At 71.1% G+C, this 25,256-nt stretch carries 21 protein-coding genes; 12 read left to right on the top strand and 9 right to left on the bottom strand.

Going from position 1 to position 25,256, the window contains the following annotated elements; all coding sequences use genetic code 11:
* From ACZ4MU_RS20660 to ACZ4MU_RS20650, 3 genes are read left to right on the top strand one after another with little or no spacing between them, the layout of a single operon-like run.
* Positions 1-1,353, top strand: coding sequence for an ATP-grasp domain-containing protein (locus ACZ4MU_RS20660; protein WP_467878449.1), 1,353 nt, complete (start codon positions 1-3; stop codon positions 1,351-1,353).
* On the top strand, positions 1,350-3,359 hold the full coding sequence (locus tag ACZ4MU_RS20655; RefSeq protein WP_467878447.1) for a PEP/pyruvate-binding domain-containing protein: 2,010 nt from the start codon (positions 1,350-1,352) through the stop codon (positions 3,357-3,359). The genes ACZ4MU_RS20660 and ACZ4MU_RS20655 overlap by 4 nt, the downstream gene beginning before the upstream one ends.
* Complete coding sequence (locus ACZ4MU_RS20650; protein WP_467878444.1) at positions 3,356-4,738, top strand: MFS transporter; 1,383 nt, start codon at positions 3,356-3,358, stop codon at positions 4,736-4,738. The genes ACZ4MU_RS20655 and ACZ4MU_RS20650 overlap by 4 nt, the downstream gene beginning before the upstream one ends.
* 78 nt (positions 4,739-4,816) lie before the next feature.
* Here ACZ4MU_RS20650 and ACZ4MU_RS20645 read toward each other — a convergent pair whose 3' ends face one another.
* Together ACZ4MU_RS20645 and ACZ4MU_RS20640 are read right to left on the bottom strand one after the other, a co-directional pair.
* Positions 4,817-5,488, bottom strand: coding sequence for a hypothetical protein (locus ACZ4MU_RS20645; protein ID WP_467878441.1), 672 nt, complete (start codon positions 5,486-5,488; stop codon positions 4,817-4,819).
* Between the two features lie 247 nt (positions 5,489-5,735).
* A complete protein-coding gene (locus ACZ4MU_RS20640) occupies positions 5,736-7,097 on the bottom strand; it encodes a phosphatase PAP2 family protein (protein WP_467878438.1) in 1,362 nt (453 codons plus the stop codon).
* A 447-nt stretch (positions 7,098-7,544) separates the two neighbouring features.
* On the opposite strand from ACZ4MU_RS20640, the gene ACZ4MU_RS20635 reads away from it, so the two are divergent.
* Both ACZ4MU_RS20635 and ACZ4MU_RS20630 read left to right on the top strand, forming a co-directional pair.
* Positions 7,545-7,694, top strand: a complete 150-nt coding sequence (locus ACZ4MU_RS20635) for a hypothetical protein (RefSeq protein WP_467878435.1) — start codon at positions 7,545-7,547, stop codon at positions 7,692-7,694.
* Positions 7,695-7,775: 81 nt separating this feature from the next.
* The gene (locus tag ACZ4MU_RS20630) at positions 7,776-8,267 is read left to right on the top strand and encodes a hypothetical protein (protein WP_467878432.1); all 492 of its coding nucleotides are present in this window, start codon (positions 7,776-7,778) and stop codon (positions 8,265-8,267) included.
* Between the two features lie 143 nt (positions 8,268-8,410).
* Here the strand turns inward: ACZ4MU_RS20630 and ACZ4MU_RS20625 are convergent, their stop codons facing one another.
* Together ACZ4MU_RS20625 and ACZ4MU_RS20620 are read right to left on the bottom strand one after the other, a co-directional pair.
* Positions 8,411-9,334: a LysR family transcriptional regulator gene (locus ACZ4MU_RS20625; RefSeq protein ID WP_467878429.1), complete on the bottom strand. Its 924-nt coding sequence runs from the start codon at positions 9,332-9,334 to the stop codon at positions 8,411-8,413.
* Positions 9,335-9,672: 338 nt separating this feature from the next.
* On the bottom strand, positions 9,673-10,896 hold the full coding sequence (locus tag ACZ4MU_RS20620; protein WP_467878426.1) for a magnesium and cobalt transport protein CorA: 1,224 nt from the start codon (positions 10,894-10,896) through the stop codon (positions 9,673-9,675).
* Between the two features lie 314 nt (positions 10,897-11,210).
* Here ACZ4MU_RS20620 and ACZ4MU_RS20615 point away from each other — a divergent pair, with 314 nt between their 5' ends.
* Positions 11,211-12,326, top strand: coding sequence for a winged helix DNA-binding domain-containing protein (locus ACZ4MU_RS20615; RefSeq protein ID WP_467878424.1), 1,116 nt, complete (start codon positions 11,211-11,213; stop codon positions 12,324-12,326).
* 67 nt (positions 12,327-12,393) lie between these two features.
* Here ACZ4MU_RS20615 and ACZ4MU_RS20610 read toward each other — a convergent pair whose 3' ends face one another.
* Positions 12,394-12,852: an SAV_915 family protein gene (locus ACZ4MU_RS20610; RefSeq protein ID WP_467878422.1), complete on the bottom strand. Its 459-nt coding sequence runs from the start codon at positions 12,850-12,852 to the stop codon at positions 12,394-12,396.
* A gap of 611 nt (positions 12,853-13,463) precedes the next feature.
* Here ACZ4MU_RS20610 and ACZ4MU_RS20605 point away from each other — a divergent pair.
* Both ACZ4MU_RS20605 and ACZ4MU_RS20600 read left to right on the top strand, forming a co-directional pair.
* Complete coding sequence (locus ACZ4MU_RS20605) at positions 13,464-15,152, top strand: AMP-binding protein (RefSeq protein ID WP_467878420.1); 1,689 nt, start codon at positions 13,464-13,466, stop codon at positions 15,150-15,152.
* Complete coding sequence (locus tag ACZ4MU_RS20600; RefSeq protein ID WP_467878419.1) at positions 15,149-16,756, top strand: AMP-binding protein; 1,608 nt, start codon at positions 15,149-15,151, stop codon at positions 16,754-16,756. Before ACZ4MU_RS20605 ends, ACZ4MU_RS20600 begins: the two co-directional genes overlap by 4 nt.
* Positions 16,757-16,792: 36 nt before the next feature.
* Here ACZ4MU_RS20600 and ACZ4MU_RS20595 read toward each other — a convergent pair whose 3' ends face one another.
* Positions 16,793-17,476, bottom strand: a complete 684-nt coding sequence (locus ACZ4MU_RS20595; RefSeq protein ID WP_467878675.1) for a hypothetical protein — start codon at positions 17,474-17,476, stop codon at positions 16,793-16,795.
* Positions 17,477-17,994: 518 nt separating this feature from the next.
* On the opposite strand from ACZ4MU_RS20595, the gene gcl reads away from it, so the two are divergent.
* Positions 17,995-19,776 (top strand): glyoxylate carboligase, encoded by a 1,782-nt coding sequence (gene gcl, locus ACZ4MU_RS20590; protein ID WP_467878416.1) that lies wholly within the window; start codon positions 17,995-17,997, stop codon positions 19,774-19,776.
* Positions 19,777-19,951: 175 nt separating this feature from the next.
* Positions 19,952-20,173 carry a hypothetical protein gene (locus tag ACZ4MU_RS20585; RefSeq protein WP_358831658.1) on the top strand — a complete coding sequence of 74 codons (222 nt, stop codon included), beginning with the start codon at positions 19,952-19,954 and terminating at the stop codon, positions 20,171-20,173.
* A 726-nt stretch (positions 20,174-20,899) separates the two neighbouring features.
* Here the strand turns inward: ACZ4MU_RS20585 and ACZ4MU_RS20580 are convergent.
* The 3 genes from ACZ4MU_RS20580 to ACZ4MU_RS20570 all read right to left on the bottom strand — a co-directional run bounded on the left by ACZ4MU_RS20580 (position 20,900) and on the right by ACZ4MU_RS20570 (position 24,354).
* The gene (locus ACZ4MU_RS20580) at positions 20,900-22,357 is read right to left on the bottom strand and encodes a catalase (RefSeq protein ID WP_467878414.1); all 1,458 of its coding nucleotides are present in this window, start codon (positions 22,355-22,357) and stop codon (positions 20,900-20,902) included.
* Positions 22,358-22,543: 186 nt separating this feature from the next.
* On the bottom strand, positions 22,544-23,434 hold the full coding sequence (locus tag ACZ4MU_RS20575; protein ID WP_467878412.1) for a 2-hydroxy-3-oxopropionate reductase: 891 nt from the start codon (positions 23,432-23,434) through the stop codon (positions 22,544-22,546).
* A 65-nt stretch (positions 23,435-23,499) separates the two neighbouring features.
* Positions 23,500-24,354, bottom strand: a complete 855-nt coding sequence (locus tag ACZ4MU_RS20570; RefSeq protein WP_467878409.1) for a TIM barrel protein — start codon at positions 24,352-24,354, stop codon at positions 23,500-23,502.
* Positions 24,355-24,488: 134 nt separating this feature from the next.
* On the opposite strand from ACZ4MU_RS20570, the gene ACZ4MU_RS20565 reads away from it, so the two are divergent.
* Positions 24,489-24,740, top strand: a complete 252-nt coding sequence (locus ACZ4MU_RS20565; RefSeq protein WP_467878407.1) for a YkoF family thiamine-binding protein — start codon at positions 24,489-24,491, stop codon at positions 24,738-24,740.
* A gap of 53 nt (positions 24,741-24,793) precedes the next feature.
* Entirely contained in the window at positions 24,794-25,114 is a 321-nt protein-coding gene (locus ACZ4MU_RS20560) for a helix-turn-helix domain-containing protein (RefSeq protein WP_467878673.1), read from the top strand.
* Positions 25,115-25,256: the final 142 nt, after the last annotated feature.

The raw sequence follows: 25,256 nt of genomic DNA, 5'->3' as shown, positions 1-25,256 counted from the left end.
GTGCATGCCAAGGGTGGTCCGCCGCTCGGTCACGTCCTGTCCCGGACGGCCGCGAGGGCGGAAGTGCACCTGCTGGCGCTCAGCGCTCTTCCTCCCGTCGTGGCGGACTCCGCCCGGAGACTGTGTGCCTCGGTCGTGACGGCCGACGCGCACCGCTCCGACCTGGTCTCGTTGATCGTCTCACGGGCCCGGACCGTGGGCGCGGACGCGGTGCTCACCTTCTCCGAGTACGCGGTCGTCGCCGTCGCCGAAGCCTGCGAGGCGCTCGGCCTGGCGGGGCCCGGCGCCGCCGCCGCGCTCGCCCGCGACAAGCGCCTGATGCGCCGCACCTGGCACGAACACGGGCTGTCCCAGCCCGAGTTCCGCTCCGTCGCCACCGAGGCCGACCTGTACGAGGCGGCCCGTGAGCTGCCCTTCCCGCTGCTGCTCAAGGCGGCCTGGAGCGCGGGCTCCACCGCGCACCAGATCATCCGCTCCCCGTACGAGGTCTCCGGCGCCTGGCGCCGCTCACGCGAAGTGATGGCCGAGTCCGCCCAGTTGGGGTACGCGGAGCTGCATGTGGCCGAGGCGCAGGGGCACTACGTCGTCGAGCAGATCGTGACCGGCACCGCCTCCGACTGGTTCGACGACCCCGGCTGGGGCGACTACGTCAGCGTCGAGGGCGTCGTCGCCGACGGTTTCTTCCACCCGGTCTGCCTCAGCGGCCGGATGCCCACGGTCGAGCCGTTCACCGAGCGCGCGAGCATCACCCCCGCCCTGCTGTCGGGGGACGCCCAGGACCGTGTCGTGGCGTTCGCGCGGCAGGCCGTCGACGCCCTGGGCCTGCGCGACTGCGGCACGCACACCGAGATCAAGCTCGGCGCGGACGGCCGCATGTGGCTGATCGAGACGGCCGCCCGGTTCGGCGGCGCCATGACGGTGCCGCAGATCGAGGACGTCTTCGGACTGGACCTCGTCGGCATGCTCGTCGACCACCTCCTCGGCCGCCCCGTCGAGTGGCCCGCACAGGCCCGCACCCCCGCCGACGGACAGGGCGCGGCCGGCTCCCTCGTCGTCCTCGCGGTCGACGGCGACGGCGAGGCCTGGCACGACCGCAAGGTCTGGGACTTCCCGGCCGTCGCCGGGAGCGTACCGCTCAGCCCGGGCAGCGAGCTGTCGGTCGTCGCGGAGAGCTCGCTCCCGGACGGCAGCGTCGTCCCGGTCTACGACCCGGCCGCGGGCGCCAACACCATGGCGGCCCTGTGCCTGCTCTCCGCCACCGACGCGCGTACGGTCCTGCGCGACTTCGAGACGCTGGTCGACGCCCTGCCGCGGGTCCTGCCCGCCGTACGGCCCGAGGAGGTCACCGTATGACCGCCCAACTGCTCACCGGAGCCGCCGACCGGGCCCTGGACCGCACGGTCGTCGGCGAGAACCTCTCCCTGCCGCTCTTCCGCACCCTCTCCGGCGTCCTGGCCGGCCACCCCTACCTCAAGGTCGTCGTCGACCGCGCCGAGCACACCTGGCACCTGCTCGACACGGCGGCGCACCCCTTCCACGTCAACTACATCGCCACCCGCGTCCTCGGCATGAGCCTGGAGGAGCTGGACGCGGACCTTGACGGCTTCAACGCCTCCGTCTACATGGACCCCGACCGCCGCTTCCTGCTCGGCGTGCTCTCCCTGCACACCGACGAGGACGCCGAGGGCCGGGGGCGCACCTTCCTCGTCCTGGAGACGACCGAGGCCGACACGATGGACGGCCGGCTCCTGGAGTTCTTCTACGAGTTCGTGCGCGAACGCGTCGACGGCAGGCTCCCCCTCCTGCTCAAACCCGCCAACCACGGCCAGGAGGAGGAGCTGGCGGCGATCAGCGAACGGCGGGTGCCGCGCATCCTCAGCCACGAGCTCTTCGGCTCCAGGACCCGCACCCCGCTCAACCCCGGCGAGGTCACCGGACGGCTGCGGTACTTCCGTACCAACGAGGAGTACGCGGCGGCCGAGGCCGAGCTCGGCTGGGCGGACATCGTGGCCATGCCGTGCCTGCCGGACGACGTGCCCCGGGTGGCCGGGTTCCTCAACACCGCGCCCATCACCCCGCTCTCGCACACCAATGTGCTGGCCTCCGGCTGGGGCATACCCAACGCCATCGTGCTGGACCTGGACCAGCTCGTCGAGCAGGGCGGGCTCGACGGCGCCTGGGTGCGCTACCGGGTGGGGGAGGACGAGATATCGCTGGAGCGGCTGGAGGACGAGCCGGTCCTGCGCGCCCCCGCCTGGCACCAGCAGCGCATACGCCTGGAGCCGCCCCTGCTCGAAGAGGCACCCGTCCTGTCCCTGCACCGGCTGCGCGCCGCGGACCGCGACCGGTACGGCACCAAGGCCGCCAACCTCGGCGAGCTGCACCACGTCCTGGACAGCCGTACCGCCGACCTGACCGCCTTCTACGGCCGCCCCCGGCCGCCCCGCGACGACCTCTACGGCCACCTCGCCACCCGCCTCGGCCTCAGCTCCCCCGCCACGGCCGAACTGCGCCTCGCCGCGGCCGACTTCGTGGCCAGGACGGTCGGCGCCCCCGAGGGCGTCGCGCTCCCCTTCTCCCTCCAGCAGCACTTCCTCGCCTCCTCGCCCGCCATCCAGCAGGGCATCGGCAAGCTCAAGATGGCCCTCGAACTCGACGCCACCGACGTCCTGGACCCGATCTGCCTCCAGCTCCAGCAGCTGATCCGGCATACCCCCGTCCCCGAGTCGGTCACCCGGCAGATCACCCAGGCCTTCGCGATCCCGCCGGACGCCCACGGGCGCCTGGTGGTGCGCTCCTCCTCCAACGCCGAGGACCTCCCCGGCTTCTCCGCGGCGGGCGTCTACGACTCCGTCACCACCGTCCACGGCACCGGTGAACTCCTGGACGCGGTACGCCAGGTGTGGGCCTCGCTGGTGTCGCCCCGCAGCGTGCGCCTGCGCCACCAGGTCGGGATCTCCCTCGACGACACCTACATGGGTGTGATCATCCAGGAGTACGTGCCCGCCTCCCTGGGCGGCGTCCTGGTGACCTGCGACCCGACCCGGCGCGAGGACTTCCGTAACGTCTACCTCAACTGCTCGCCCGGCTCCCCGGAGCGCGTGGTCGAGGGCTCGGTGCTGCCGCAGCAGTATCTGTACAACGTGGTGGAGGGCGGCGGCCGCACGGTCGCCCTGGGCTCCTGGGGCGACGGGCTGCCCGCCACCACCCGCGCCCGGCTCGCGGACCTCTCGCTGACCGGGCGGCTCCTGCAGTCGCACTTCAGCGCGGACGACCTGGACCGGCCGCTGGACATCGAGTGGCTGATGACGGAGCGGGGCGACTTCCGGCTGGTCCAGATCCGCCCGTACGCGCTGTGAGCGCGGGCCTGGCGGACGCGCCCCCCGGCACGGGGGCGCTGACGCCCACCGCCCGCCGGATCATCCGCCTCAACTACGGCTTCCAGCTGCTGTTCAACCTGCTGTGGTGGATGCCGGTGTTCTACGCGTACCAGAAGGAGGCCGGGCTCTCCGACGGCCAGATCTTCGGTATCCAGAGCATCTACTACGTGGCCTTCTGCCTCTTCGAGATCCCCACCGGGCTGATCGCCGACCGGATCGGCACCCGCAACTGCCTGCGGGCCGGGGCGGTGGTGATGACGGCGGCGAACCTCGCCCCGGTGGCCGCCGCCTCGTACACCGGCTTCCTGGTCCACTTCCTCGCCATCGCGCTGGGCCGCTCCCTGACCTCGGGAGCGGCGAGCGCCTATCTCTACGACGGGCTGCGGGCGGAGAAGTGCGACGCGCACTATCTGAAGGCGGAGGGCACCGCCCGGGCCCTGGGGCTGGCGGCGAAGGTCGTCTGCTGGCCGCTGGTCGGGCCCCTGATGAGCGTCGCCCACGCGGCCCCGTACGTCCTCAGCGCCGCCAGCGCCGCGGGCTCGCTGGCCTGCGCCGTCGCCCTTCCCCGGCTCGCCGGTGCGGGCGCCGGCACGAAGAAGGCGACCGGCCGCGGGGGCGGTGGGCGCAGGGGCGGCGCGTTCCTGCGGGACGCGGGCGCCGCACTGCGCTGCGTCGCCTCCTCCCCGTGGCTCGCCCTGGTGATGGTGCAGGGCGTGGCGGTCTTCACGCTCTCCCGGATCTGCCAGGTCAACCTCTTCCAGCCGATCCTGCTGGACCACGGGGTCGGGGAGGCCTCGCACGGCTCGGTGCTGGCGGCGATGACGGTCGCGGAGGCGGTGGGCTCGGCGCGCCCCCAATGGCTGAGCCGCCGCCTGCCACCGGTGGCCTGGGTGTCGGTCCTCAGCCTGGCGCTGGCGGGCACGCTGGCGGCCATGACGCTCGGCGGCCCCTGGGCGGTCGTCGCCCTGCTCTGCCTGTTCGCCGCGGCCACCGGCTTCGCGTACCCGGTGCAGCGCAAGCTGATGAACGACGCCGTACCCGCCGACGCCCCGCGCGCCACGCTGCTGTCGATCGAGAGCCTCGTGGACCGCGCGGTGTGCGCCCTGGCGGCGGTGGCGGTGGGCGCCTACGTCTCCCCCGGCCACCTGGACGCCCTGCTGTGGCACAGCGCGCTGGCGACGGTGGTGCTCCTGGCCGTGGTCCAGCTGCTGCTGCGCAGCGGAGTGGTGGAACGCGACCGCGCCGGGGCCGGAGCCCCGGCGGCGGACCGGAAGGACCCGGCCACGGGCGGCCGTCCCGCCGGGGAGGCGGTAAGGGCGACGGGAGGAGGGGTGCGCAGGCCACCGCCCGGTACGTAGCCGCGGTGCGCGCGTACCGGATACGTATGCGCGGTACGCGCGCGTCGGCCGCGTGACCGCGGTGGGCTCGGGCGCCGCTCAGCGGGGCCAGCGGCGCAGGAGTTCGACGAATCCGACCGGCAGGAACGCGGGCCGACGGGGCTGCCCCACCTGGTAGGGCAGATAGCCCAGCGACCCGGCGACCTGGACCTCCTGCGCCGTCTCCGCCTGGTAGACGACCCGGCACGGCCCCGAGTCGGCCTTCGCGCGCTGCCACAGGGCGGGCGCGGGTTTGCGTTCCGCGTCGGTACGGGGAGTGAGGATCCGGTTGCCGAAGTCGTCCCAGGCGAAGGGCGCGGAGTCCCGCCAGGCGGTGTCCACCTCCTTCTTCAGCCTGGCGGCCCGCTCGGCGTCGGTCGCGCCCCAGGAGGGCGGCACGTTGGTGATCAGACCGATGCCGATGTGGCGCAGGCGCAGCGAGCGCAGATAGGCGGCGGCGCCGGGCTGGTAGCCGATGCTGCCGTCGTCGGCGGTGTGGACGAGGGTCTCGCCGAGGTCGAACCAGACGACGGGGCAGGGGCGCGCGGGCCCCTGGGGCGCACCGGGCCGCACACCGGTGGGCGCGCCCGTATCCGCGACGGATCCGGGGCCGGCAGCGCCGGTGGCGGGCGCGGCCGCGCTCAGGGCCGTGCAGAGCACGGTGGACGCCAGGGCCGCACCGAGCACGAGGCCCGCCCGGTGGCCCCGGCCGATGGAGGTGGATCGGTTCATGGCGTCGTCACCCTTCGTTTTCGTACAGTGCGTACTAGGAGGATGCGCGATTGTCCGGTCCATGACACACGAAGTCGCGGATTCGCCGGCCCGCGTCCACGGGGACTCCAGCGGCGCTCCGTCCGCAAGCGAAGGCGGGGCCCGCCCGAAGGGGGCAGGGCAAGGGCAAGGGCAAGGGGAGACGAGCGGGGGAGGGGGCACCTCCCTCCACTGACTCTCTTCTGTGCGGCCCCCGGTGCCTCGCCTCTCAGACGAGCTCGGGCTGCGGTCCCGGCAGAAGGGCCGGTGCGGGCTTGGGCTCCCACTCCTTGGTGGTCCGCAGATATCCGTAGACCACGGAGGCCAGCGCCAGCAGGAGGAGGGGACCGAACACCCACGGATGCGCGGCCATCCGCAGGGGGAGCCAGCGGTAGGAGACGAGGAGCGCGGCGAAGACCGCCGTCCCGTAGGCGACGAGCTGGACGCCGGACCGGTCCCAGCCGCGGTCGTACGTACGCAGCCCCGCCTCGACCGTGAGCGCGAAGACCAGACCGGCGACGAGGTCCACGCCGTAGTGGTAGCCGAACCCGAGGGTGGCGGTAAGGGTGGCCACCAGCCAGAACGTCCCCGCGTACCGCATCGGGCGGGGGGCCTGGCGGGAGTGGATGAAGATCGCTGTGGCCCACGCGGTGTGCAGGCTGGGCATGCAGTTGCGCGGGGTGAGCCCGTCGTAGAGCACCGGATGCGGGACGGCGATCGCCGCCGGGGTGTGCGGCCACAGGTTGGCCACCGCCCACTCCGCACCGCCGGTGCCGGAGGCGCCAGGGCCGTAGGCGAAGACCGGCCCGACCACCGGGAAGACCATGTAGACGGCCGGGCCGAGGAGACCGATCACCAGGAAGGTGCGCACCAGGTGGTGGCGGGGGAAGCGGCGCTCGGCGGCCACGTTGCGCAGCTGGTACACGGCGACGACGATCGCGGCCACCGCGAGCTCGCCGTAGACGAAGTGCAGGAGGTACGAGCCGACCGGGCCAGTGGCCTCGACGGCCCGGCCCACCACCCATGACGGGCTGCCCAGCGCGTGATCGGCCATGGCCACGTACGGGTCGAGCACCTTCGGGCGGCTCTTCGAGGTGATGAACAGCCAGGCGTCCCCGGTCTTGCGCCCGGCCACCAGCAGCAGCCCCAGACCGACGCCCTTGAGCAGCAGGACGCGTTCGCGCCCGGTCCGCCGGGTGATCGCGAAGACGGCGCAGCCCAGCATCACCCACAACGCGCCATTGCCGAACGGATGCCCCTCGGGCACCTCGGCCCCGGCGGCCCACCGCCCCAGGACGAAGAGGACGTCGATGCCGATGGCGGCACCGAGCGCGATGAACCGCTGCCGCCAGGTGAGCACCACCATCATCAGCGCAAGCCCGCCGTAGAGCGGCCCCGGCTTCGGCGGGAACAGCACTTCCCGCGCCTGGACGGTGACCGGCCCCGCCGCACCGTAGTGACGCGACACGACCTCCACGGCCAGGAGGAACCCGAGGGCGACCACCCCCGCCACAGCCCACAGAACCACACGCGGCCGGCGCCCGGGGGGCGAGGAGGCGGACGTGGTGCTGAGGTCTATTCGCGAGGACATCTGCGAGATTATAGGTATCAACGGCTCGGCCGATTTGGCCGGTGCTGACGGTGGGGGGCGGCTCTGCCAGTGGGGCGGATGAGGCGCGGGCCGAGCGCGGGGTCGCTCGTCCCACGGGGCGCGGGGGCTGGAGCCAGTCGCGCCGCGTGAAGATGAAGCACAGGCTCACGCAGACGGCTCGCGACGGGCACGTCGATCGCGGTAGGGGACTACGACGTCGACGTTCCCGCCGGGGCTCCGAACGAGGACGGCACCCCCGACTCTGTAAGCCGCTCCCACGCCGGAAAACCTGGCTCCTCAAGGGTGGTCCGGCCGGCCTGACCGTCACCAGGGCGCTCGCGAGCTCTCGGGACACCGTCGGCGTCCCAGGTCCTACGGAGAGGAACGACACCCTCGGCCACGCCGTGGTTTTGATGGTAATGCTTATCGCTATATCGAATTTTCCTTATGAAGCGCAACGGCGGCAAGGTTGCCGACGCAATTGAGGACGTCGAGAGTTGGAGCGAGACTGCGCTGACCATCGCCCTGGTCAAGGCTGGTGTCCCAGCTGACATCGCCAAGGATCTCGCGATGGCCATCATGACGGTCGCTGCCTGAGACTGTTGATCTCGCGGGCGGCATACCGACCGGTCCGGGTGTCGCCCGCTTCCCCCTTCTCCTGTACAAAGGAGGTGCATCGTGGAGCCCCAGTGGCCCGATGAACCCACCTGGGCCTCTCTGTCAACGCGCGAGAAGGTGTCTGCCGCCCTCGGCATGACGGGCCTGGGGCTCGGCATCCTCGCTGCCTTGGCGATGATGACGCTGGCGGGCGTTCTGGCTGTCGCCTTTCTCTCCAGCAACTTGATCGAAGTAGACAGCACCAGCTCTCTCGTCTGGGCGGTCCTGCTGTGCCTTCCCTGCGGTCTGGTCGCGACGGTATTCGCCGCCCCTGTACGCCTTGCGTTGGGCCTGATGGGAATTCCCGGCGGGATCAAACGCCGCGCGGACATGGCCATATCCGTAGCAACGACCTTTCTGGGAGCGTTGCTCGTTGAATCCCTCACACCCGGGCTCCACGTCGAGCACCCCTGGATTCCGGCGCTACTAGCCACACTGTTGGTTGCTCTTGCCAATCTGGTGATCAACTATATCGAGCGCCGTAAGGGCCACCGGAACGGCGAGGAACGTTGAGGACTGCTCAGTGACGACTTGCCAAGGAATCCCGGGGTCTGGATCACCAGCACGTCCCGCTGCCCTCGCCATGTGGGCAAGGCGCCCGGAGTGAAAGAACCAGGGCACTCCGAAAGAACGATCCGTATCGCCATGATCCCGAATCAGCGCTGTGTGTCACCGGCGTTTGTGCGGTGTTCTACGGCTCGGCGTATGAGGATGGAATGGAGATCGTGTGCTGCTGGGGGCACCGAGTGTGTATGGCGTCGTTGGACCATCACGCAGAGTTCAGTGTCGTCGTCTGCGAGAGGGCGGTAGGTGATGGTGCCGCTACGTTCCAGTGGGTCGGCATGCACGCTGTAGTCGGGCAGGACGGTGACGCCGAGTCCTTCGGCGACCATGAGTTTGCCCATTTCGGCGCCGTCGGCCGAGTACGAGAAGGCTGGTGCCCTGTCGCTGAGGAGCCGGTGGATGTAGCGGTGCATGACGTAGCCGGCCCGCATGGCGATCAGAGGCTGAGTCAGTAGGTCGGTGACGGTGACCGCCTTGAGTGCGGCCAGTGGGCTGTCCTGGCGTATGCAGACGACAGGGCGCCCGCGGAGCAGTTCGGTGGTGTGCAGACCGGGTGGAAGGTCGTCATCGCGGAGATAGCTGACGAGCCCGAGGTCGAATCCGCCCTCAGCGAGGTGTTGTTGTACGCCGTCGTGCCGGTCCGCGATCACCTCTACTTGGGTGGAGGGGTGAGTGGTGCGGAACTCGCGGATGGCTGGTGTCAGGAGGGTGACGGTGGCCGCGTTGACGGTGCCCAGTCGCAGTGTGCGGCCGATGTGGCGGTGTTCGCCGGCTGCTTGGCGCAGGCGGTCGACTGCGTCCAGTACCGCAGCGATGTGCGGCAGCAGTTCGCGTCCCTCATGACTGATCTTCGATCCGGATCGTTTGCGTTCCAGGAGCTCCACCCCCAGTTCCCGCTCCAGTTTGCGCAGCGTCTCACTCAATGCCGGCTGGGATAGGTGCAGTTCCTCCGCGGCACGACGCAGTGACCCCAGACGTGTGACTGCCTCCAGGTATTCCAACTGTTCCACGCGCATGGCCAGCTACCTCCGACCCGCATCATAAGGCAACCTCCAGGGTCGGAGAGGTGAAAGCGAATCCCTATCGCTGTATCGAAAATCGTCGATAGACGCCAGCGGACACTCCGACTAGAATTCCAGCTCGAGAGCCTGGCTGGCCGCCCTCATATCCCTCATGGTGACAGCCCGGGCCTCTGCATGCTTTGCGCATGAGGGCGGGGTGAGCGGCATTCGTAGGACATCGAATGGTCAGTTCCATGTCCCTCGTTGTCCCTCATGGCGCCGTGAAGGAGCAGGTGTGCATGTGACCGAATCGGAGGCAACTCCTAGAAACATCGCGCGGTCACGTCTCCCTGCTACAACCAGTCCCGCCGCTTGAAGACGAAGTACAGGCTCACACACACCACGGCCATCAGCAGGATCGCGAACGGATACCCGAACCCCCACCCCAGCTCCGGCATGTTCTCGAAGTTCATCCCGTAGATCGTTCCCACCAACGTGGGAGCAAACAGAATCGCCGCCCACGACGAGATCTTCTTGATCTCCTCGTTCTGTTCGAAGCCCGCCTCGGCCAGCGCCCGCATTTCTGCGTTCTGCTGCTGCGTCACCAAGGTCGCGTTGACCGTGAGGATTTCGGTGAGGGCCTGGCGGAAGCCGTCCACGCGTTCGCTGGTGTGGGTGACGTGGTCGGCCACGTCGCGGAGGTAGCGCTGGAGCTCCTCGTCCGTGCGGTACTTGGCGAAGCCCGCCATCAGGCTGTGGAGCATGCCGACCAGCGGGCGCGTGGCGCGCTGGAACTCCACCATCTCGCGGGAGAGTTCGTAGATGCGGCGGGACACCTCGGGGTCGCCTCCGAAGACCTCCGTCTCGATCTCGTCGATGTCGTTCTGGACACCGGAGACGACCGGGGCGTAGCCGTCCACCACCGCGTCCAGGATCGCGTACAGCACCGCCTCCGGGCCCAGGGCCAGCAGTTCGGGCGTCTCCTCCATGCGGCGCCGCACCGCCGAGAGGTCGGGGGCGGCGCCGTGACGGACGGTGATGAGGAAGTCGCGGCCGATGAAGACGTGCAGCTCGCCGAAGTCCACCTCCTCCGGCGCGTCCAGATACCGGGCCGCGCGCAGCACCACGAAGAGGGTCTCGCCGTACCGTTCCAGCTTGGGGCGCTGGTGGGCCTCCAGCGCGTCCTCGACCGCCAGCGGGTGCAGGTCGAACTCCGCGGCCAGCGAGTGCAGTTCGGCCTCCGAGGGGCGGTGCAGCCCGATCCACGCCATGCCGTCGGGGGTCTCGCGAAGTCGGCGGAAGGTCTCCGCGAGGGTGTCGGGGGACGAGACCCGGCGCCCGTCCCGGTACAGCGCCGCATCCACCACGCTGCGGTGGTCGTGTCGTACGGCACCTGCGGCGGCCGGAGCCGGGGGCGTCGGGGGCGGCGGCGCCGGGGCGCTCGGCGGCGGAGACGGCTGGCGCCGCCAGGCGTGCTTTCTGCGGGGTGCGGAGCCCTCGGCGTCCCGTCCCCCGTCGGAGGGTTCGGAGGGGCCGGACGGTACGGGCCTGTTCAGGCCCCTTCCCCGGTCGGTCATGGCCTCACCTCTCGCACCCTCCGCCGCCCAAACCGTCTCGTTCTGTCTCGCCTTGCCCGTCCCGGTGCAGGATATACGGACCAAATGGCACAGGCTTGGCGTTCCGGACACCCCTGAGGGCGTCTCTGCGGGCACCTGGGTGGTCATCTGTGCGGGCATCTGCCTGGCCTCCGCCTGGGCATCCGTCTGGGCGCGCCCCGCTGGGGACACCTCTGGGGACACCGCTGGGGGTGCTGTACGGATGGCGCCGGCATCGCGGACACCGTCGGCCATCGCGGACAGGATGTGTCCTCCATGCGCGCTAGCGTGCCCATATGGCCTCACCCACCACCCCCCGTGCCCTCAACCGCGCCACCCTCGACCGCCAGCACCTCCTGCGCCGCGCCTCCGCGCTCACGCCGAAGGACGCCGTCGCGCATCTCGTCGGGCTCCAGGCGCAGAACGTGAAGCCGCCCTACTTCGCCCTCTGGGCCCGCCTCGCCGGATTCCGGCCCGAGCAGCTCTCCGACCTCATCGAGTCCCGCGAGCTCGTACGGATCGTGACCCTGCGTTCCACCATCCACCTCCACACCGCCGACGACGTCCTCACCCTGCGCCCGCTCGTCCAGGCGGCCCGCGACCGCGAACTCAGGCAGTTCCGGGGGCAGCTGGAGGGCGTGGATGTGGAGCGGCTCGCCGGGATCGTCCGGGCGCTGGTCGAGGAGCGGCCGTACACCATGAAGGAGCTCCGGGACGTCCTCGGTCGGGAATGGCCCGGCGCCGAGCCCTCCGCGCTCTCCCTGGCCGCGCGGTGTGTGCTGCCGCTCGTGCAGGTCACCCCGCGCGGGCTGTGGGGGCGCAGCGGGCAGGTCGCGCTGACCACGGCCGAGCAGTGGCTGGGGCGGGCGCCGGGGCCGGTCCCGGCGCCCGACGACACCGTGCTGCGGTATCTCGCCGCCTTCGGGCCCGCCTCCGTCAAGGACATGCAGACCTGGGCGGGACTGACCCGGCTGGGCGAGGTCTTCGACCGGCTGCGGCCCCGGCTCCTCACCTTCCGGGACGAGAACGGCGTGGAGCTCTTCGACCTCCCGGACGCGCCCCGCCCCGACGAGGACACCCCGGCCCCGCCGCGCTTCCTGCCCGAGTTCGACAACCTGCTGTTGTCGCACGCCGACCGTACGCGGGTGATCCCGGCCGCGTACTGGGGCCGCGCCTGGAAGGGCAACCAGGCCTTTCCCACCCTCCTCGTGGACGGCTTCCTCGCCGGGGTGTGGCGTCTGGAGGAGGTGGCGAGGCAGGGGCGTGCCGTGCTCACCGTCCAGCCGTTCGGGACCCTCGGGCGGGCTCAGCGCGACGAGGTGGCCGAGGAGGGCGAACGGCTCCTCGCCGCGATGACCCCGGTCGGTGTCACCTCGTACGACGTCCGGTTCGGGGAGGTGAGGGGGAACTGACGGGGAACTGACGGGGATGTGAGGGGGTTCCCAGCCACCTTCGCCCTCTCGGGAGGTCAGTCGTTCCTCAGGTCATGAGGGCGGGGACCGCCGTGGCAGCGGCCCCGGCGGTCGCCGGGGCGCTCGCAGCGCCCCTCGCCCCCGTCGCCCCCGGCACGCGCGTCACCCCGGCCATGTCCGGGTCCCAGCCGCCGCGACGCGGGCACGGCTGCCCGAGCGGCTCGGTGCGTATGGCTACCGGCGCCGGGGCCGTCATGTGCGGGTCGATCGTCACCGTGGTCACGCCGAGCGGCACCGCGAGCGAGCGCAGCGCGGGCTCCGCCAGCCGGATCCAGCGCTGGCGGGGGCCGAGCACCGCGTACAGCCGTTCGGGGCTGGTGAAGCCGACGGCGGTCCGTACGCCCAGGGGGGTGCGCCAGAACCGCAGCTGCCGTCCTCCGGCGGAGCCGAGCCGGACCGGCACGTACAGCGGCGCCGCCGGGCGGCGTTCGTCGGGGTCGGCCTCGTCGAGGGTGAGGGTGTCCATGGTGGTGTCCTCCGGTGGGAAGGCAAGGCGAAGTGTGGAGCCGGTTCTGGTGGTCCGGTCCACATGGTCCGTCCACGTGGTCCGGTCCGTACGAGTCGGTCCGTACGAGTCGGTCCGTACGAGTCGGTCCGCGCGGGCCCGGCCCGTTGGGGTCGAGCCACACACGACCAGAGGTCGCACGGCCCACGACCACGCGACCCACGACCACGCGACCCGGTGCCACGCGATCCGCTGCCGTGCGGTCCGCGGCGCGCCGCTCTGCGCGCCGCCCCGACGTTATGCCCGCCGGCCCCCCGGAGGCCGCCTCCTGACGCCATGTTGACCCGTTCCGACTGATTTTGACGGTCTCCTGGCACCCCTTCCCGGCAACCCTTCTCCCTCTTTCGAGTTGCCATGCGTCGAGATCGCACCCCCGAGCGCCCCCGAACACCCCGAATGGCCCGGAGCGATCCGGGGCGATCCGGCGCACGCCCGGTCCCCGGAATCCCCGAGGGAGACGGCGGTATGCCCCGCGGGCTTCCCCCGCACCCCCGTGCGGGGGTAAAGAGACCTGGTCACGTACGTCACGTACCGCACGGTGGTGGAGCGTGGCCAGGCAACGAGGAGGGCACATGGACGCACGCGGCGCCACGGAGGAGTTCCGGGCCGCTCGGGACTTCCTGCTGGAGCACCGGGAGGACTACGCCACGGCCTGCCGGGGTTTCACCTGGCCGCGCCCGGAGCGGTTCAACTGGGCGCTCGACTGGTTCGACGTCATCGCCGAGGGCAACGCCGCCACCGCGCTGCACATCGTCGAGGAGGACGGCGGCGAGACCACCCTTTCGTACGCCGAGATGTCCCTGCGCTCCGACCAGGTGGCCAACTGGCTGCGGGCCCGGGGCGTACGCGCCGGGGACCGGGTCCTCGTGATGCTCGGCAATCAGCAGGAGCTGTGGATGACCGCGCTGGCCGCGATGAAGCTGCGGGCGGTCGTCATCCCCGCGACCCCGCTGCTGGGCCCCGCCGACCTGCGGGACCGGATCGAGCGGGGGCGCGCCAGGCAGGTGATCGTACGGGCCGAGGACACCGCCAAGTTCGCCGACGTACCTGGGGAGTACACCCGGATCGCCGTGAAGCCGCACGGCGCCGACCCCGTTCCCGGGTGGCTGGACTTCGACGACGCGTTCGGGGCGCAGGCGCGGTTCGAGCCGGACGGGGTCACCCTGGCCGACGATCCGCTGATGCTCTACTTCACCTCCGGCACCACGGCCCGCCCCAAGCTCGTCGAGCACACCCATGTCTCGTATCCCGTCGGCCACTTGGCGACCATGTACTGGATCGGGCTCAGGCCCGGCGACGTGCATCTGAACATCTCCTCGCCCGGCTGGGCCAAGCACGCCTGGTCGAACCTCTTCGCCCCGTGGAACGCCGAGGCCACCGTCTTCATCCACAACTACAGCCGCTTCGACGCGGCCCGGCTCATGGCGGCGATGGACCGGGCGGGCGTCACCAGCTTCTGCGCGCCGCCCACGGTGTGGCGCATGCTGATCCAGGCGGATCTGAGCGCGCTGCGGAACCCGCCCCGCGAGGTCGTCGCGGCGGGTGAGCCGCTCAATCCGGAGGTCATCGAGACGGTCCGGCGTGTGTGGGGCCGGGTCATCCGGGACGGCTTCGGGCAGACCGAGACGGCCGTACAGGTGGCCAACACCCCCGGCCAGCGGCTCAAGACCGGGTCGATGGGCCGGCCGAGCCCCGGTTACCGGGTGGAGCTCCTGGACCCGGTGACCGGCGAGCCCGGCGCCGCCGAGGGCGAGATCGCCCTCGACCTCTCCGCCCGCCCGGTCGGCCTGATGGCCGGCTACCACGGTGACCCGGAGCGTACGGCCGAGGCGATGGCCGGGGGCTACTACCGGACCGGTGACATCGGCTCCCGTGACGAGGACGGCTACATCACCTACGTGGGCCGGGCCGACGACGTCTTCAAGGCATCGGACTACAAGATCAGCCCCTTCGAGCTGGAGAGCGCGCTGCTTGAGCACGAGGCGGTGGCGGAGGCTGCCGTCGTGCCCGCGCCGGACCCGCTGCGGCTCGCCGTGCCCAAGGCGTACGTCGTGCTGGCGGCGGGCTGGGAGCCCGGCCCGGACACCGCGAAGGTGCTGTTCGCGCACTCCCGCGCGGTCCTCGCCCCGTACAAGCGCATCCGCCGCATCGAGTTCGGCGAGCTGCCCAAGACGGTCTCCGGGAAGATCCGCCGCATCGAGCTGCGCGAGGCGACGGCGGCGGGCTCGACGGCCGAGTACGACGAGGGGGACCTGCGATGACGGACCTCTCCTACGCCCACGGCACCAGCGGCACCCCGCTGCTCGGCGACACCATCGGGGCAAGCCTCGACCGGGCCGTCGCCGCCTGGCCGGACCGTGAGGCGCTGGTGGACGTGGAGTCCGGGCGGCGGTGGACGTACGAGCGGTTCGGCGCGGCCGTCGACGAGTTGGCGCGCGGCCTGCTCGGCAGCGGCGTCGCCAAGGGCGACCGTGTCGGCATCTGGGCGGTGAACTGCCCGGAGTGGGTGCTCGTGCAGTACGCCACGGCCCGCATCGGCGCCATCATGGTGAACATCAACCCGGCGTACCGGGCGCACGAACTCGCGTACGTGCTGAAGCAGGCCGGGGTCTCGCTGCTGGTCGCCTCGCCGGCGCACCGGTCCGGCGACTACCGGGCGCTGGTGGAGCAGGCGCGTCCGGAGTGTCCCGGGCTGCGGGCGGTGCACTACATCGGGGACGCTTCCTGGGAGGCGCTGCGGGCGGCGGGCGGGTCGGTGACGCCGGGCCAACTGGCGGCCCGGGCGGCCGAGTTGTCGTGCGACGACCCCATCAACATCCAGTACACCTCGGGGACCACCGGCTTCCCCAAGGGGGCGACGCTCTCCCACCACAACATCCTCAACAACGGCTATTTCGTGGGGGAGCTGCTCTCCTACGGTGAGCAGGACCGGATCTGTGTGCCGGTGCCCTTCTACCACTGCTTCGGCATGGTCATGGGCAACCTCGCGGCCACCTCGCACGGTGCCTGCGTGGTGATCCCGGCGCCGTCCTTCGACCCGGCGGCGACGCTGCGGGCGGTGGAGCGGGAGCGGTGCACCTCGCTGTACGGGGTGCCGACGATGTTCATCGCGGAGCTGAACCTGCCGGACTTCGGCACGTACGACCTGTCCTCGCTGCGTACCGGGATCATGGCGGGATCGCCGTGCCCGGCCGAGGTGATGAAGCGGGTCGTCGCCGAGATGAACATGGCGGAGGTGTCCATCTGCTACGGCATGACGGAGACGTCCCCGGTCTCCACGCAGACCCGCGTCGAGGACGACCTGGAGCGCAGGACCGGCACGGTGGGGCGGGTGCTGCCGCACATCGAGGTGAAGGTGGTGGACCCGGCCACCGGCGTCACGGTGGCGCGCGGCGGGACGGGCGAGCTGTGCACCCGCGGCTACAGCGTGATGCTCGGCTACTGGGGCGAACCCGAGCGGACCGCCGAGGCGGTCGACGCGGGGCGGTGGATGCACACGGGGGACCTCGCCACGATGCGCGAGGACGGTTACGTCCAGATCGTCGGCCGCATCAAGGACATGATCATCCGGGGTGGCGAGAACGTCTATCCGCGCGAGATCGAGGAGTTCCTCCACGGCCACCCGAAGATCGCGGACGTCCAGGTCGTGGGCGTGCCCGACGAGCGGTACGGCGAGGAGATCCTAGCGTGCGTGATCCCCCGCGACCCGGCGGACCCGCCGACGCGGGAGGAGATCGCGGAGTTCTGCCGCGACCGCCTCGCGCACTACAAGGTGCCGCGCCGCCTGCGGATCCTGACGGAGTTCCCGATGACGGTGAGCGGCAAGGTGCGCAAGGTGGAGCTGAGGGAGGGGTACGGAAAGTAGCGCGGCTCCGGCGGGCCCCCGGGCGCCCCTCCCGGCTCAGGGGCCCGTCGCCACCAGCTCGTCCGCCGCCTCGTTGACGGGCTGGGGTGTGCCGGTCAGGTCCATCACGAAGAGCGGGAGGGACAGCTCGTCGCCACGGGCGCGGGCGTCCTTGGTGTAGCCGGCGAGCGAGAAGTAGACGCCGGTGCAGGACGTGCTGAGCGCGTTCAGCCACAGGCACTCCACCGCCCGCAGCGACGCCGGGCGGGTGGTGGGATCGACCTGGGCGACCAGGCCGGGGCCGCGCAGGTCGATCCCGGAGGCGGGGCGCGCCTCGGACTGAAGGACGTCGCGGAAGCCGAGCCACTTCAGATAGAGCGCGGCGGCCGTCACCGCGTCCCTGGCGGTACGGATGGTGACGGGCCGGAACGCCGGGCGCGGGGGAGCGGCGGTCGGCGGGACCGGGATGTGCAGGGGCAGCGGGGCGGGCGGGGCGCTGACGGGCTGGACGGGGATCCGCAGCACCGCGCCGCACGAGCACCCCAGCTCCGGCTGGGGCCACTGGTCCTGGCGCCCGCACGCCTCGCAGCGTACGACCACCCAGTCGTCGCTCCAGGTGCGGTGGGTGATCGGCTCGACCGCGCCCCCGCGCTGGAGCGGCGGTACGAGCGGGGCGCCGCAGGGGCAGGGGTAGGTGGTCGCCGCGTACCGGTGCTCGCGTCGGCAGACGGGGCACCGCACGCCGAGGGTCTCGCGGCCGAGGCCGCCCCGGGGGTGGCCGGAGTCCGCGGGGCCGCCGGGACAGCCGGCCCCGTCCGCGCCGCCGCCGTACCCGCCGTCACCGCCGTACCCGCCACCGCCTGGGTACCCACCGCCTCCGTGCCCGCCGCCGAGGTGTCCGGCCCCGCCGGCTCCCCCTGAGCGCCCGCCACCGGGCACGGGGCCGCGCCCGCCGCCGGGCATTCCGCCGCGCCCGCCGTGCGGCATTCCGCCGCGCCGCTCCCCGCCGCCCGGTCCCTGTCGGCCGGCTCCGCCGGTCCCCTCGATATCCATGTCGTCCACCCCGTGCTCGCCGCCCGTACGGTCCATCGTCCCGCACCCGCGGCCGCCCCGGAGGCGAACGCGGGGATCCCTTGACGCGCCTGCGTACGCCCCCTATGTTACTTCCATATAGCAGAACTAAACTTCCGCATTACGGAATCAAGGCTCTCAGGTGGCGCGACAGAGCCCGATCCGCCAGGCCGAAGCAGGAGCACTCCATGCCTCGTATGACCGCTGCCCGAGCGGCAGTTGAGATCCTCAAGCGCGAAGGCGTCACCAACGCGTTCGGTGTGCCGGGCGCGGCGATCAACCCCTTCTACGCGGCCCTCAAGGCGGGCGGCGGGATCACGCACACGCTGGCCCGCCACGTCGAGGGCGCGTCCCACATGGCCGAGGGGTACACCCGGGCCCACGCGGGGAACATCGGCGTCTGCATCGGTACGTCCGGCCCCGCCGGCACCGACATGATCACCGGCCTGTACTCCGCGATCGCCGACTCGATCCCGATCCTCTGCATCACGGGCCAGGCGCCGGTCGCCAAGCTCCACAAGGAGGACTTCCAGGCGGTCGACATCGCGAGCATCGCGAAGCCGGTCACCAAGGCCGCGACCACCGTCCTGGAGGCCGCGCAGGTCCCGGGCGTCTTCCAGCAGGCCTTCCACCTGATGCGCTCGGGCCGCCCCGGCCCGGTCCTCATCGACCTGCCGATCGACGTCCAGCTCACCGAGATCGACTTCGACCCCGACACGTACGAGCCGCTGCCGGTCTACAAGCCGTCCGCGACCCGCGCCCAGATCGAGAAGGCCATCGGGCTCCTGCTGGAGTCCGAGCGCCCGCTGATCGTCGCGGGTGGCGGCGTCATCAACGCCGACGCCGCCGACCTGCTCGTCGAGTTCGCGGAGCTGACCGGCACCCCGGTCGTTCCCACCCTCATGGGCTGGGGCATCCTCGCCGACGACCACGAGCTGAACGCCGGCATGGTCGGCCTGCAGACCTCGCACCGCTACGGCAACGCGAACTTCCTGGAGTCCGACTTCGTCCTCGGCATCGGCAACCGCTGGGCCAATCGCCACACCGGCGAGCTGGACGTCTACACCAAGGGCCGCACCTTCGTCCACGTCGACATCGAGCCGACCCAGATCGGCAGGATCTTCGCGCCGGACTACGGCATCGCCTCCGACGCCAAGGCCGCGCTCACGCTCTTCGTCGAGGTCGCCAAGGAGCTGAAGGCCGCGGGCCGGCTGCCCGACCGCGGCGCCTGGGCGGCGTCCACGCAGGAGCGCAAGGCACGGCTCCAGCGCCGTACGCACTTCGACAACGTCCCGCTGAAGCCGCAGCGCGTGTACGAGGAGATGAACCGCGCGTTCGGCCCCGAGACCCGGTACGTCACCACCATCGGCCTCTCCCAGATCGCCGGCGCGCAGATGCTGCACGTCTACCGGCCGCGCCACTGGATCAACTGTGGCCAGGCCGGTCCGCTCGGCTGGACCATCCCGGCCGCGCTCGGCGTCGCGACGGCGTCCCCCGAGACCCCGGTCGTCGCCCTCTCCGGCGACTACGACTTCCAGTTCATGCTGGAGGAGCTGGCGGTCGGCGCGCAGCACAACATCCCGTACGTCCACGTCCTCGTGAACAACTCCTACCTGGGCCTGATCCGCCAGGCCCAGCGCGGCCTGGACATCGACTTCCAGGTCAACCTGGAGTTCGAGAACATCAACTCCCCGGAGCTGGGCGTCTACGGCGTCGACCACGTCAAGGTCGTCGAGGGCCTGGGCTGCAAGGCGATCCGCGTGACGGAGCCGGACCAGCTGCTGCCGGCCTTCGAGGAGGCCAAGAAGCTGGCCGCGGAGTACCGCGTCCCGGTCGTCGTCGAGGCGATCCTGGAACGGGTGACGAACATCTCGATGGGCGTCAGGATCGACGCGATCAACGAGTTCGAGGAACTGGCCACCGAACCGGGCCACGCCCCGACCGCGATCCACCCCCTCCAGGTCTCATAACGCCTGCTGGACCAAGGGCTCCGGTGCTTCCCGTGGGGGGTGGCGCCGGAGCCTTTCGGCGTTCACTCTTTCGGGTCCGGCCCCCCGCTTTCCACGGCTCCCGGCCCAATCGTGTCGAATCCGAGACGAGTGGAGGCAGGTGGTACGGGCCGGGACGGCGCATACTGGTAGGACCATGACGCAGTCGTCCGCGCCGAGGCGCCATCTGCCCACCAGTCCCTTCAAAGCTCCGGTCGAGCCGCAGGCCAAGACCTTCGCCCTGGGCGACCGGGTCTCCCACGACCAGTTCGGCCTGGGCACGATCGTGGGCGTCGAGGACGGAGTCGCCATGCTCGTCGACTTCGGCTCCCGACGCGCCCGCATCCTGAGCCCCTACACCCGCATGCACCGCCTTTGACCCCAGCACCACCCGCACCCAGGCCGAGGCCCCGCCCACGATCAGCTGATCTGTGGCCGGGGCCTTTGTCGTCCTTTCCGGGGTCGCTGAGGGGCCGCTGGGCCCCCTGGTCCGCGTGTAACGCCCGGCCTCGCCGCCGTCCGGCCCGAGCGGGCGCTCCGGTTCCGTTGCCGCGCTCCGAGGCGGCCGCGGCCCCGCAGGACGGCTCCGTGACGCCCCGGCCCAGCCGGAGGGCGGCGGCGACCCGTGGCCCCACCGGGCACTCGCCGACGGCCCCACGAACAGATCAAGGCCCCGCCTGAAGGACAGGCGGGGCCTTGATCAACGAGCGCTCGATTCGGGACCGTAAACCGAACCCAGCACCCGGGCTCCGAAGTGGTGACCGCCCGACGGAACGAGGCTGGCGCGACAGGACGTTCGCGCCGCCGGGCGGAGTTTTTTGGGGGGGAGGTGGCCCGGCGGACGGAGTCCGGCGCAGGCCCGGGCCCCCGGGCCCGTCGGTCGGGATCGCGGCGGCGGGCGATTGGTTTGGCCCTGGCGTCCTTCCTTCAGGTCAAGAAGGGGCCGGGGCAGACCTTGACCACCGCACTGGCATCGACACGCCGCCGCGATCACCGGGTCGTCCGAGACCACCGGCCACCCCTCATCCGGGCCGGTGGTTCGGACTGCGTACGGACCCGACCTCCCGTCAGGTCCGTACGCGGTCTGGGAGATGTGACCGGGGGATCAGTCCTCGCGCAGGGCGCGGACCGCCTCCTCCACGCGCTTGCCGTACTCGGCGTCCGCCGCGTGGAAGTGGGCCAGGTTTTTCTCGATCACGTCGTCGCGGGTCACCTGGGACAGGCCCCCGGCGATGTTCGCGACCAGGCGGGACTTCTCGTCGTCCGACATCAGGCGGTACAGCTCGCCCGCCTGGAAGAAGTCGTCGTCCTTGACGTGGGTCGGGGCCGCGTGGGTGCCCGTCCAGCCCGCGATCGCCAGCGGGGCGGAGAGCGCCTCGTCCGTCTGGGACGGGCCCGCGTACGAGTTCGGCTCGTAGTTCTTGTCGTGGCGCGAGCCGTAGCGCGTCGCCATCAGACCGTCGCGGCCGTAGTTGTCCGCCACCGTCGCCCTCGGCGCGTTCACCGGCAGCTGGGTGTGGTTGACGCCCAGGCGGTAGCGGTGCGCGTCCGCGTACGCGAACAGGCGGCCCTGGAGCATCTTGTCGGGCGAGGGGCCGATGCCCGGAACGAAGTTGTTCGGGGAGAAGGCGGCCTGCTCGACCTCGGCGAAGACGTTGTCGGGGTTGCGGTCCAGGACCAGGCGCCCCACTCGCTGGAGCGGGTAGTCGGCGTGCGGCCACACCTTCGTCAGGTCGAAGGGGTTGAAGCGGTAGTCGGGCGCCTCGGACGCCGGCATGACCTGCACGTACAGCGTCCAGGACGGGTTCACGCCGCGCTCGATCGCCTGGAGGAGGTCGGTCTGGTGCGAGTTGCCGTCCTTGCCGGCCAGCTCCGCCGCCTGCTCGGACGACAGGCAGCGGATGCCCTGGTTGGTCTTGAAGTGGTACTTGACGAAGAACGCCTCGCCCGCCGCGTTCGTCCACTGGTAGGTGTGCGAGCCGTAGCCGTTCATGTGGCGGTAGGACGCCGGGATGCCGCGGTCGCCCATCAGCCAGGTGATCTGGTGCGTGGCCTCGGGGGAGTGCGCCCAGAAGTCCCAGACGTTGTCCGGCTCCTGACGGCCCGTGAACGGGTCGCGCTTCTGGGAGTGGATGAAGTCGGGGAACTTGATCGGGTCCTTGATGAAGAACACCGGGGTGTTGTTGCCGACGAGGTCGTAGTTGCCCTCTTCGGTGTAGAACTTCAGCGCGAAGCCGCGCGGGTCGCGGACCGCGTCCGCGCCGCCGAGCGAGTCCGCCACCGTGGAGAACCGGATGAACGTCTCGGTCCGCCGGCCGACCTGCGAGAGGAAGTCGGCCTTGGTGTAGCCGCTGACGTCGTCGGTCACCTCGAAGTAGCCGTACGCGCCGGAGCCGCGCGCGTGGACCACGCGCTCCGGGATCCGCTCACGGTTGAAGCGCGCGAGCTTCTCCAGCAGGTGCTGGTCCTGGAGGAGGATGGGGCCACCGACGCCGGCGGTGGCGGAGTTCTGGTTGTCGGCGACGGGGGCGCCGGACTCGGTCGTAAGCACGCGCTTCGACATCGTGACCTTCCGTACGGGAGCTGCACTGCTGAGCGGTCTGCGGTGTCAGGAGCGTAGGTACGCCCCGAAGCGAACGTCAACAGTTTGTTGAAAATGAAGTGGGTGTTCCGGGCGGCGGCGACGCCTGGGCGCGACAGGACAGGTGTCGGCGCCACCGCCGCCCGGAAGTCTGGGGAGCCGGAAGGCTCAGACGCGGGCGCCCGACAGGCGCTCGACCGCGCGCAGCAGCGCCGAGTGGTCGAGGCCGCCGTCGCCCTGGGCGCGCAGCGACGCGACCAGCTGGGCCACGACCGCGCCGACCGGGAGCGCCGCACCGACGTTGCGGGCGGCGTCGGTGACGATGCCCATGTCCTTGTGGTGCAGGTCGATGCGGAAGCCCGGCGCGAAGTCCCGCTTGAGGAAGTTGTCCTTCTTGCGGGTCAGCACGGTCGAGCCGGCCAGACCGCCGTTGAGGACGTCCAGGGCCGCGGCGAGGTCCACGCCCGACTTCTCCAGGAAGACCACGGCCTCGGCGCACGCCTGGATGTTGACCGCCACGATGAGCTGGTTGGCGGCCTTCACCGTCTGGCCGGAGCCGTGCGGGCCGCAGAGCACGATGGTCTTGCCCAGCGCCTCGAAGATGCCCTTGGCCTCGTCGAAATCGGCCTTGTCGCCGCCGACCATGATGGAGAGCACGGCCTCGATGGCGCCTGCCTCGCCGCCGGAGACCGGGGCGTCCAGGACGCGGATCCCCTTCTCCTTGGCGTTCTTGGCCAGGTCGACCGAGGTCTGCGGGGTGATCGAGGACATGTCGATCAGGAGTGCGCCCTGCCTGGCGTTGGCCAGGATGCCGTCCTCGCCGTAGGCGATCGCCTCGACCTGCGGGGACGCGGGGACCATCGTGATGATCACGTCGGCGTCCTTGACCGCGTCGGCGATCGAGGAGGCGGCGGTGCCGCCCGCGGCGGCCAGCCGGTCCAGCTTGTCCTGCTCCAGGGTGAAGCCGGTGACGGAGTAGCCGGCCTTGATCAGGTTCTCGGACATGGGGGAGCCCATGATGCCGAGGCCGATCCATGCGATCGTGGGAAGCGTGCTCATGTCGGGCCTCTCTCAACTGCGGTGGTACGTCAGGAAGTTCGGGGGGCGGCGGGGCCCGGGTGGCCTCAGCGCGCCGCGCGGGCCTCGGCCGGCAGCCAGGCGAAGGAGGCGGCTGCGTCGGCGGCCTTGTACTCCAGGCCGATCCAGCCGTCGTAACCGGCCTTGGCGAGCCGGCCGAGCAGGGCCTGAAGGGGCAGCGAGCCGGTGCCCGGCGCGCCGCGGCCCGGGTTGTCGGCGATCTGCACATGGCCGGTCTTGTCCGCGTAGGCCTCGATGACCTGGGAGACGTCCTCGCCGTTCATCGACAGGTGGTAGATGTCCAGGAGGAACTTGGCGTTGCCGAGGCCCGTCGCCGCGTTCACCTTGTCGACGACCTCGATCGCGGCCGGGGCGCTCACCAGCGGGTAGAGCGGCGACTCCGGCTTGTTGAGGGCCTCGATCAGGAGGATCGCGCCGACCCGGTCGGCCGCGCGGGCGGCCAGGACCAGGTTCTCCAGCGCGAGCGCGTCCTGGACCTGCGGGTCGGCGCCCTCCACCCGGTTGCCGTAGAGCGCGTTGAGCGCCTTGCAGCCCACCGAGGCGGCGAAGCCGGCCGCCACTTCGATGTTGGCGCGGAAGCGGTCCGACTCCTCGCCGGGCACCGAGAGGGCTCCGCGGTCCGGCCCCGGCAGGGCGCCCGCGTAGAAGTTCAGCCCCACGAGCTGGGTGCCGGCGTCGTCGAGCGCCTTCTTCAGGGCGTCGAGCTCGGCCTGCGCCGGAGTGGGGGTTTCGATCCAGGGCCACCACAGCTCGACCGCCGTGAAGCCGGCCGCGGCGGCGGCCGCGGGGCGCTCCAGGAGCGGGAGTTCCGTGAAGAGGATCGAGAGGTTCACATCGAAGCGCTGGTCCGAGCCGCGTCCATGCTCAAACAGGGGGGCCATGGGGTTCGGCTCCTTCCGTATTGCGGAAGTTCGTTTCTGCTTGATGGAAGGTTGCAGGGCGAGCGGCGGGCTTGTCAAGAGGCCCCATCCGATTGGCCTCCCGGATCTCGCGATCCGGGCAGTAGGTTGTGCGCGTGCGATTGAGAGTGGAGTTCACGACCGAGCCCTTCGACCTCGACGAGGCGCCGCCGCACGCGGTGGCCGCCCGTGAGGTCCTTCAGGCGGCAGCGCTCGACGCCGTGGACGTGGGGCCCTTCGGCAACACCGCCGAGGGCGGCGCCGACCAGGTGCTCACGGCCGTCGACGCGCTGCTGCGCCAGTCCCTGGCGGCCGGCGCCACCCGGGTCTCGCTCCAGGTCAACGTGGTGGGGGAGGGGGAGAAGTGACCGAGCCCGCCGACCACCCGCTGGTCGCCGCGGTCAAGCCGCTGGTGGACGCCATGGGCGCGGAGATACTGGGCCCGGACCAGGCCCAGCCCGACGACGTGCTGCTCAGCTGGGAGGGCGAGGACGTCATCGCGGTGCGGCTGCCCCAGCTGTCGGACTCCCTCGACCACATCCTGGCCGCCATGGAGCGCCGGCACGGCAGACCGCTGGCCGAGCTGGACCGCAAGGCCAAGCAGTCGGTCGTACGGACCCTGGAGGCACGCGGAGCCTTCTCCGTACGCCATGGGGTGGAGACCGTCGCGTCCGCGCTCGGGGTCAGCCGCTTCACCGTGTACAACTACCTGAACAGGGAAAACGCCGCCAAAAGCGAGTGAGAGGGCCCCTTCGCGGGCCGTCTCGGCCGGCCGCCGTCCGTATGTCCCGGGCGGCGGCTTTTTGTTGCTCCAAGTTTTCAACAAAGTGTTGACGGGATGTTTCCGAGGGCGTTAGCTATCCGCAGCCCGTCCAGCACCAAGG

This window comes from Streptomyces sp. NPDC026377 (assembly GCF_055567715.1).
This window is presented reverse-complemented; position numbering and strand designations above follow the sequence as displayed.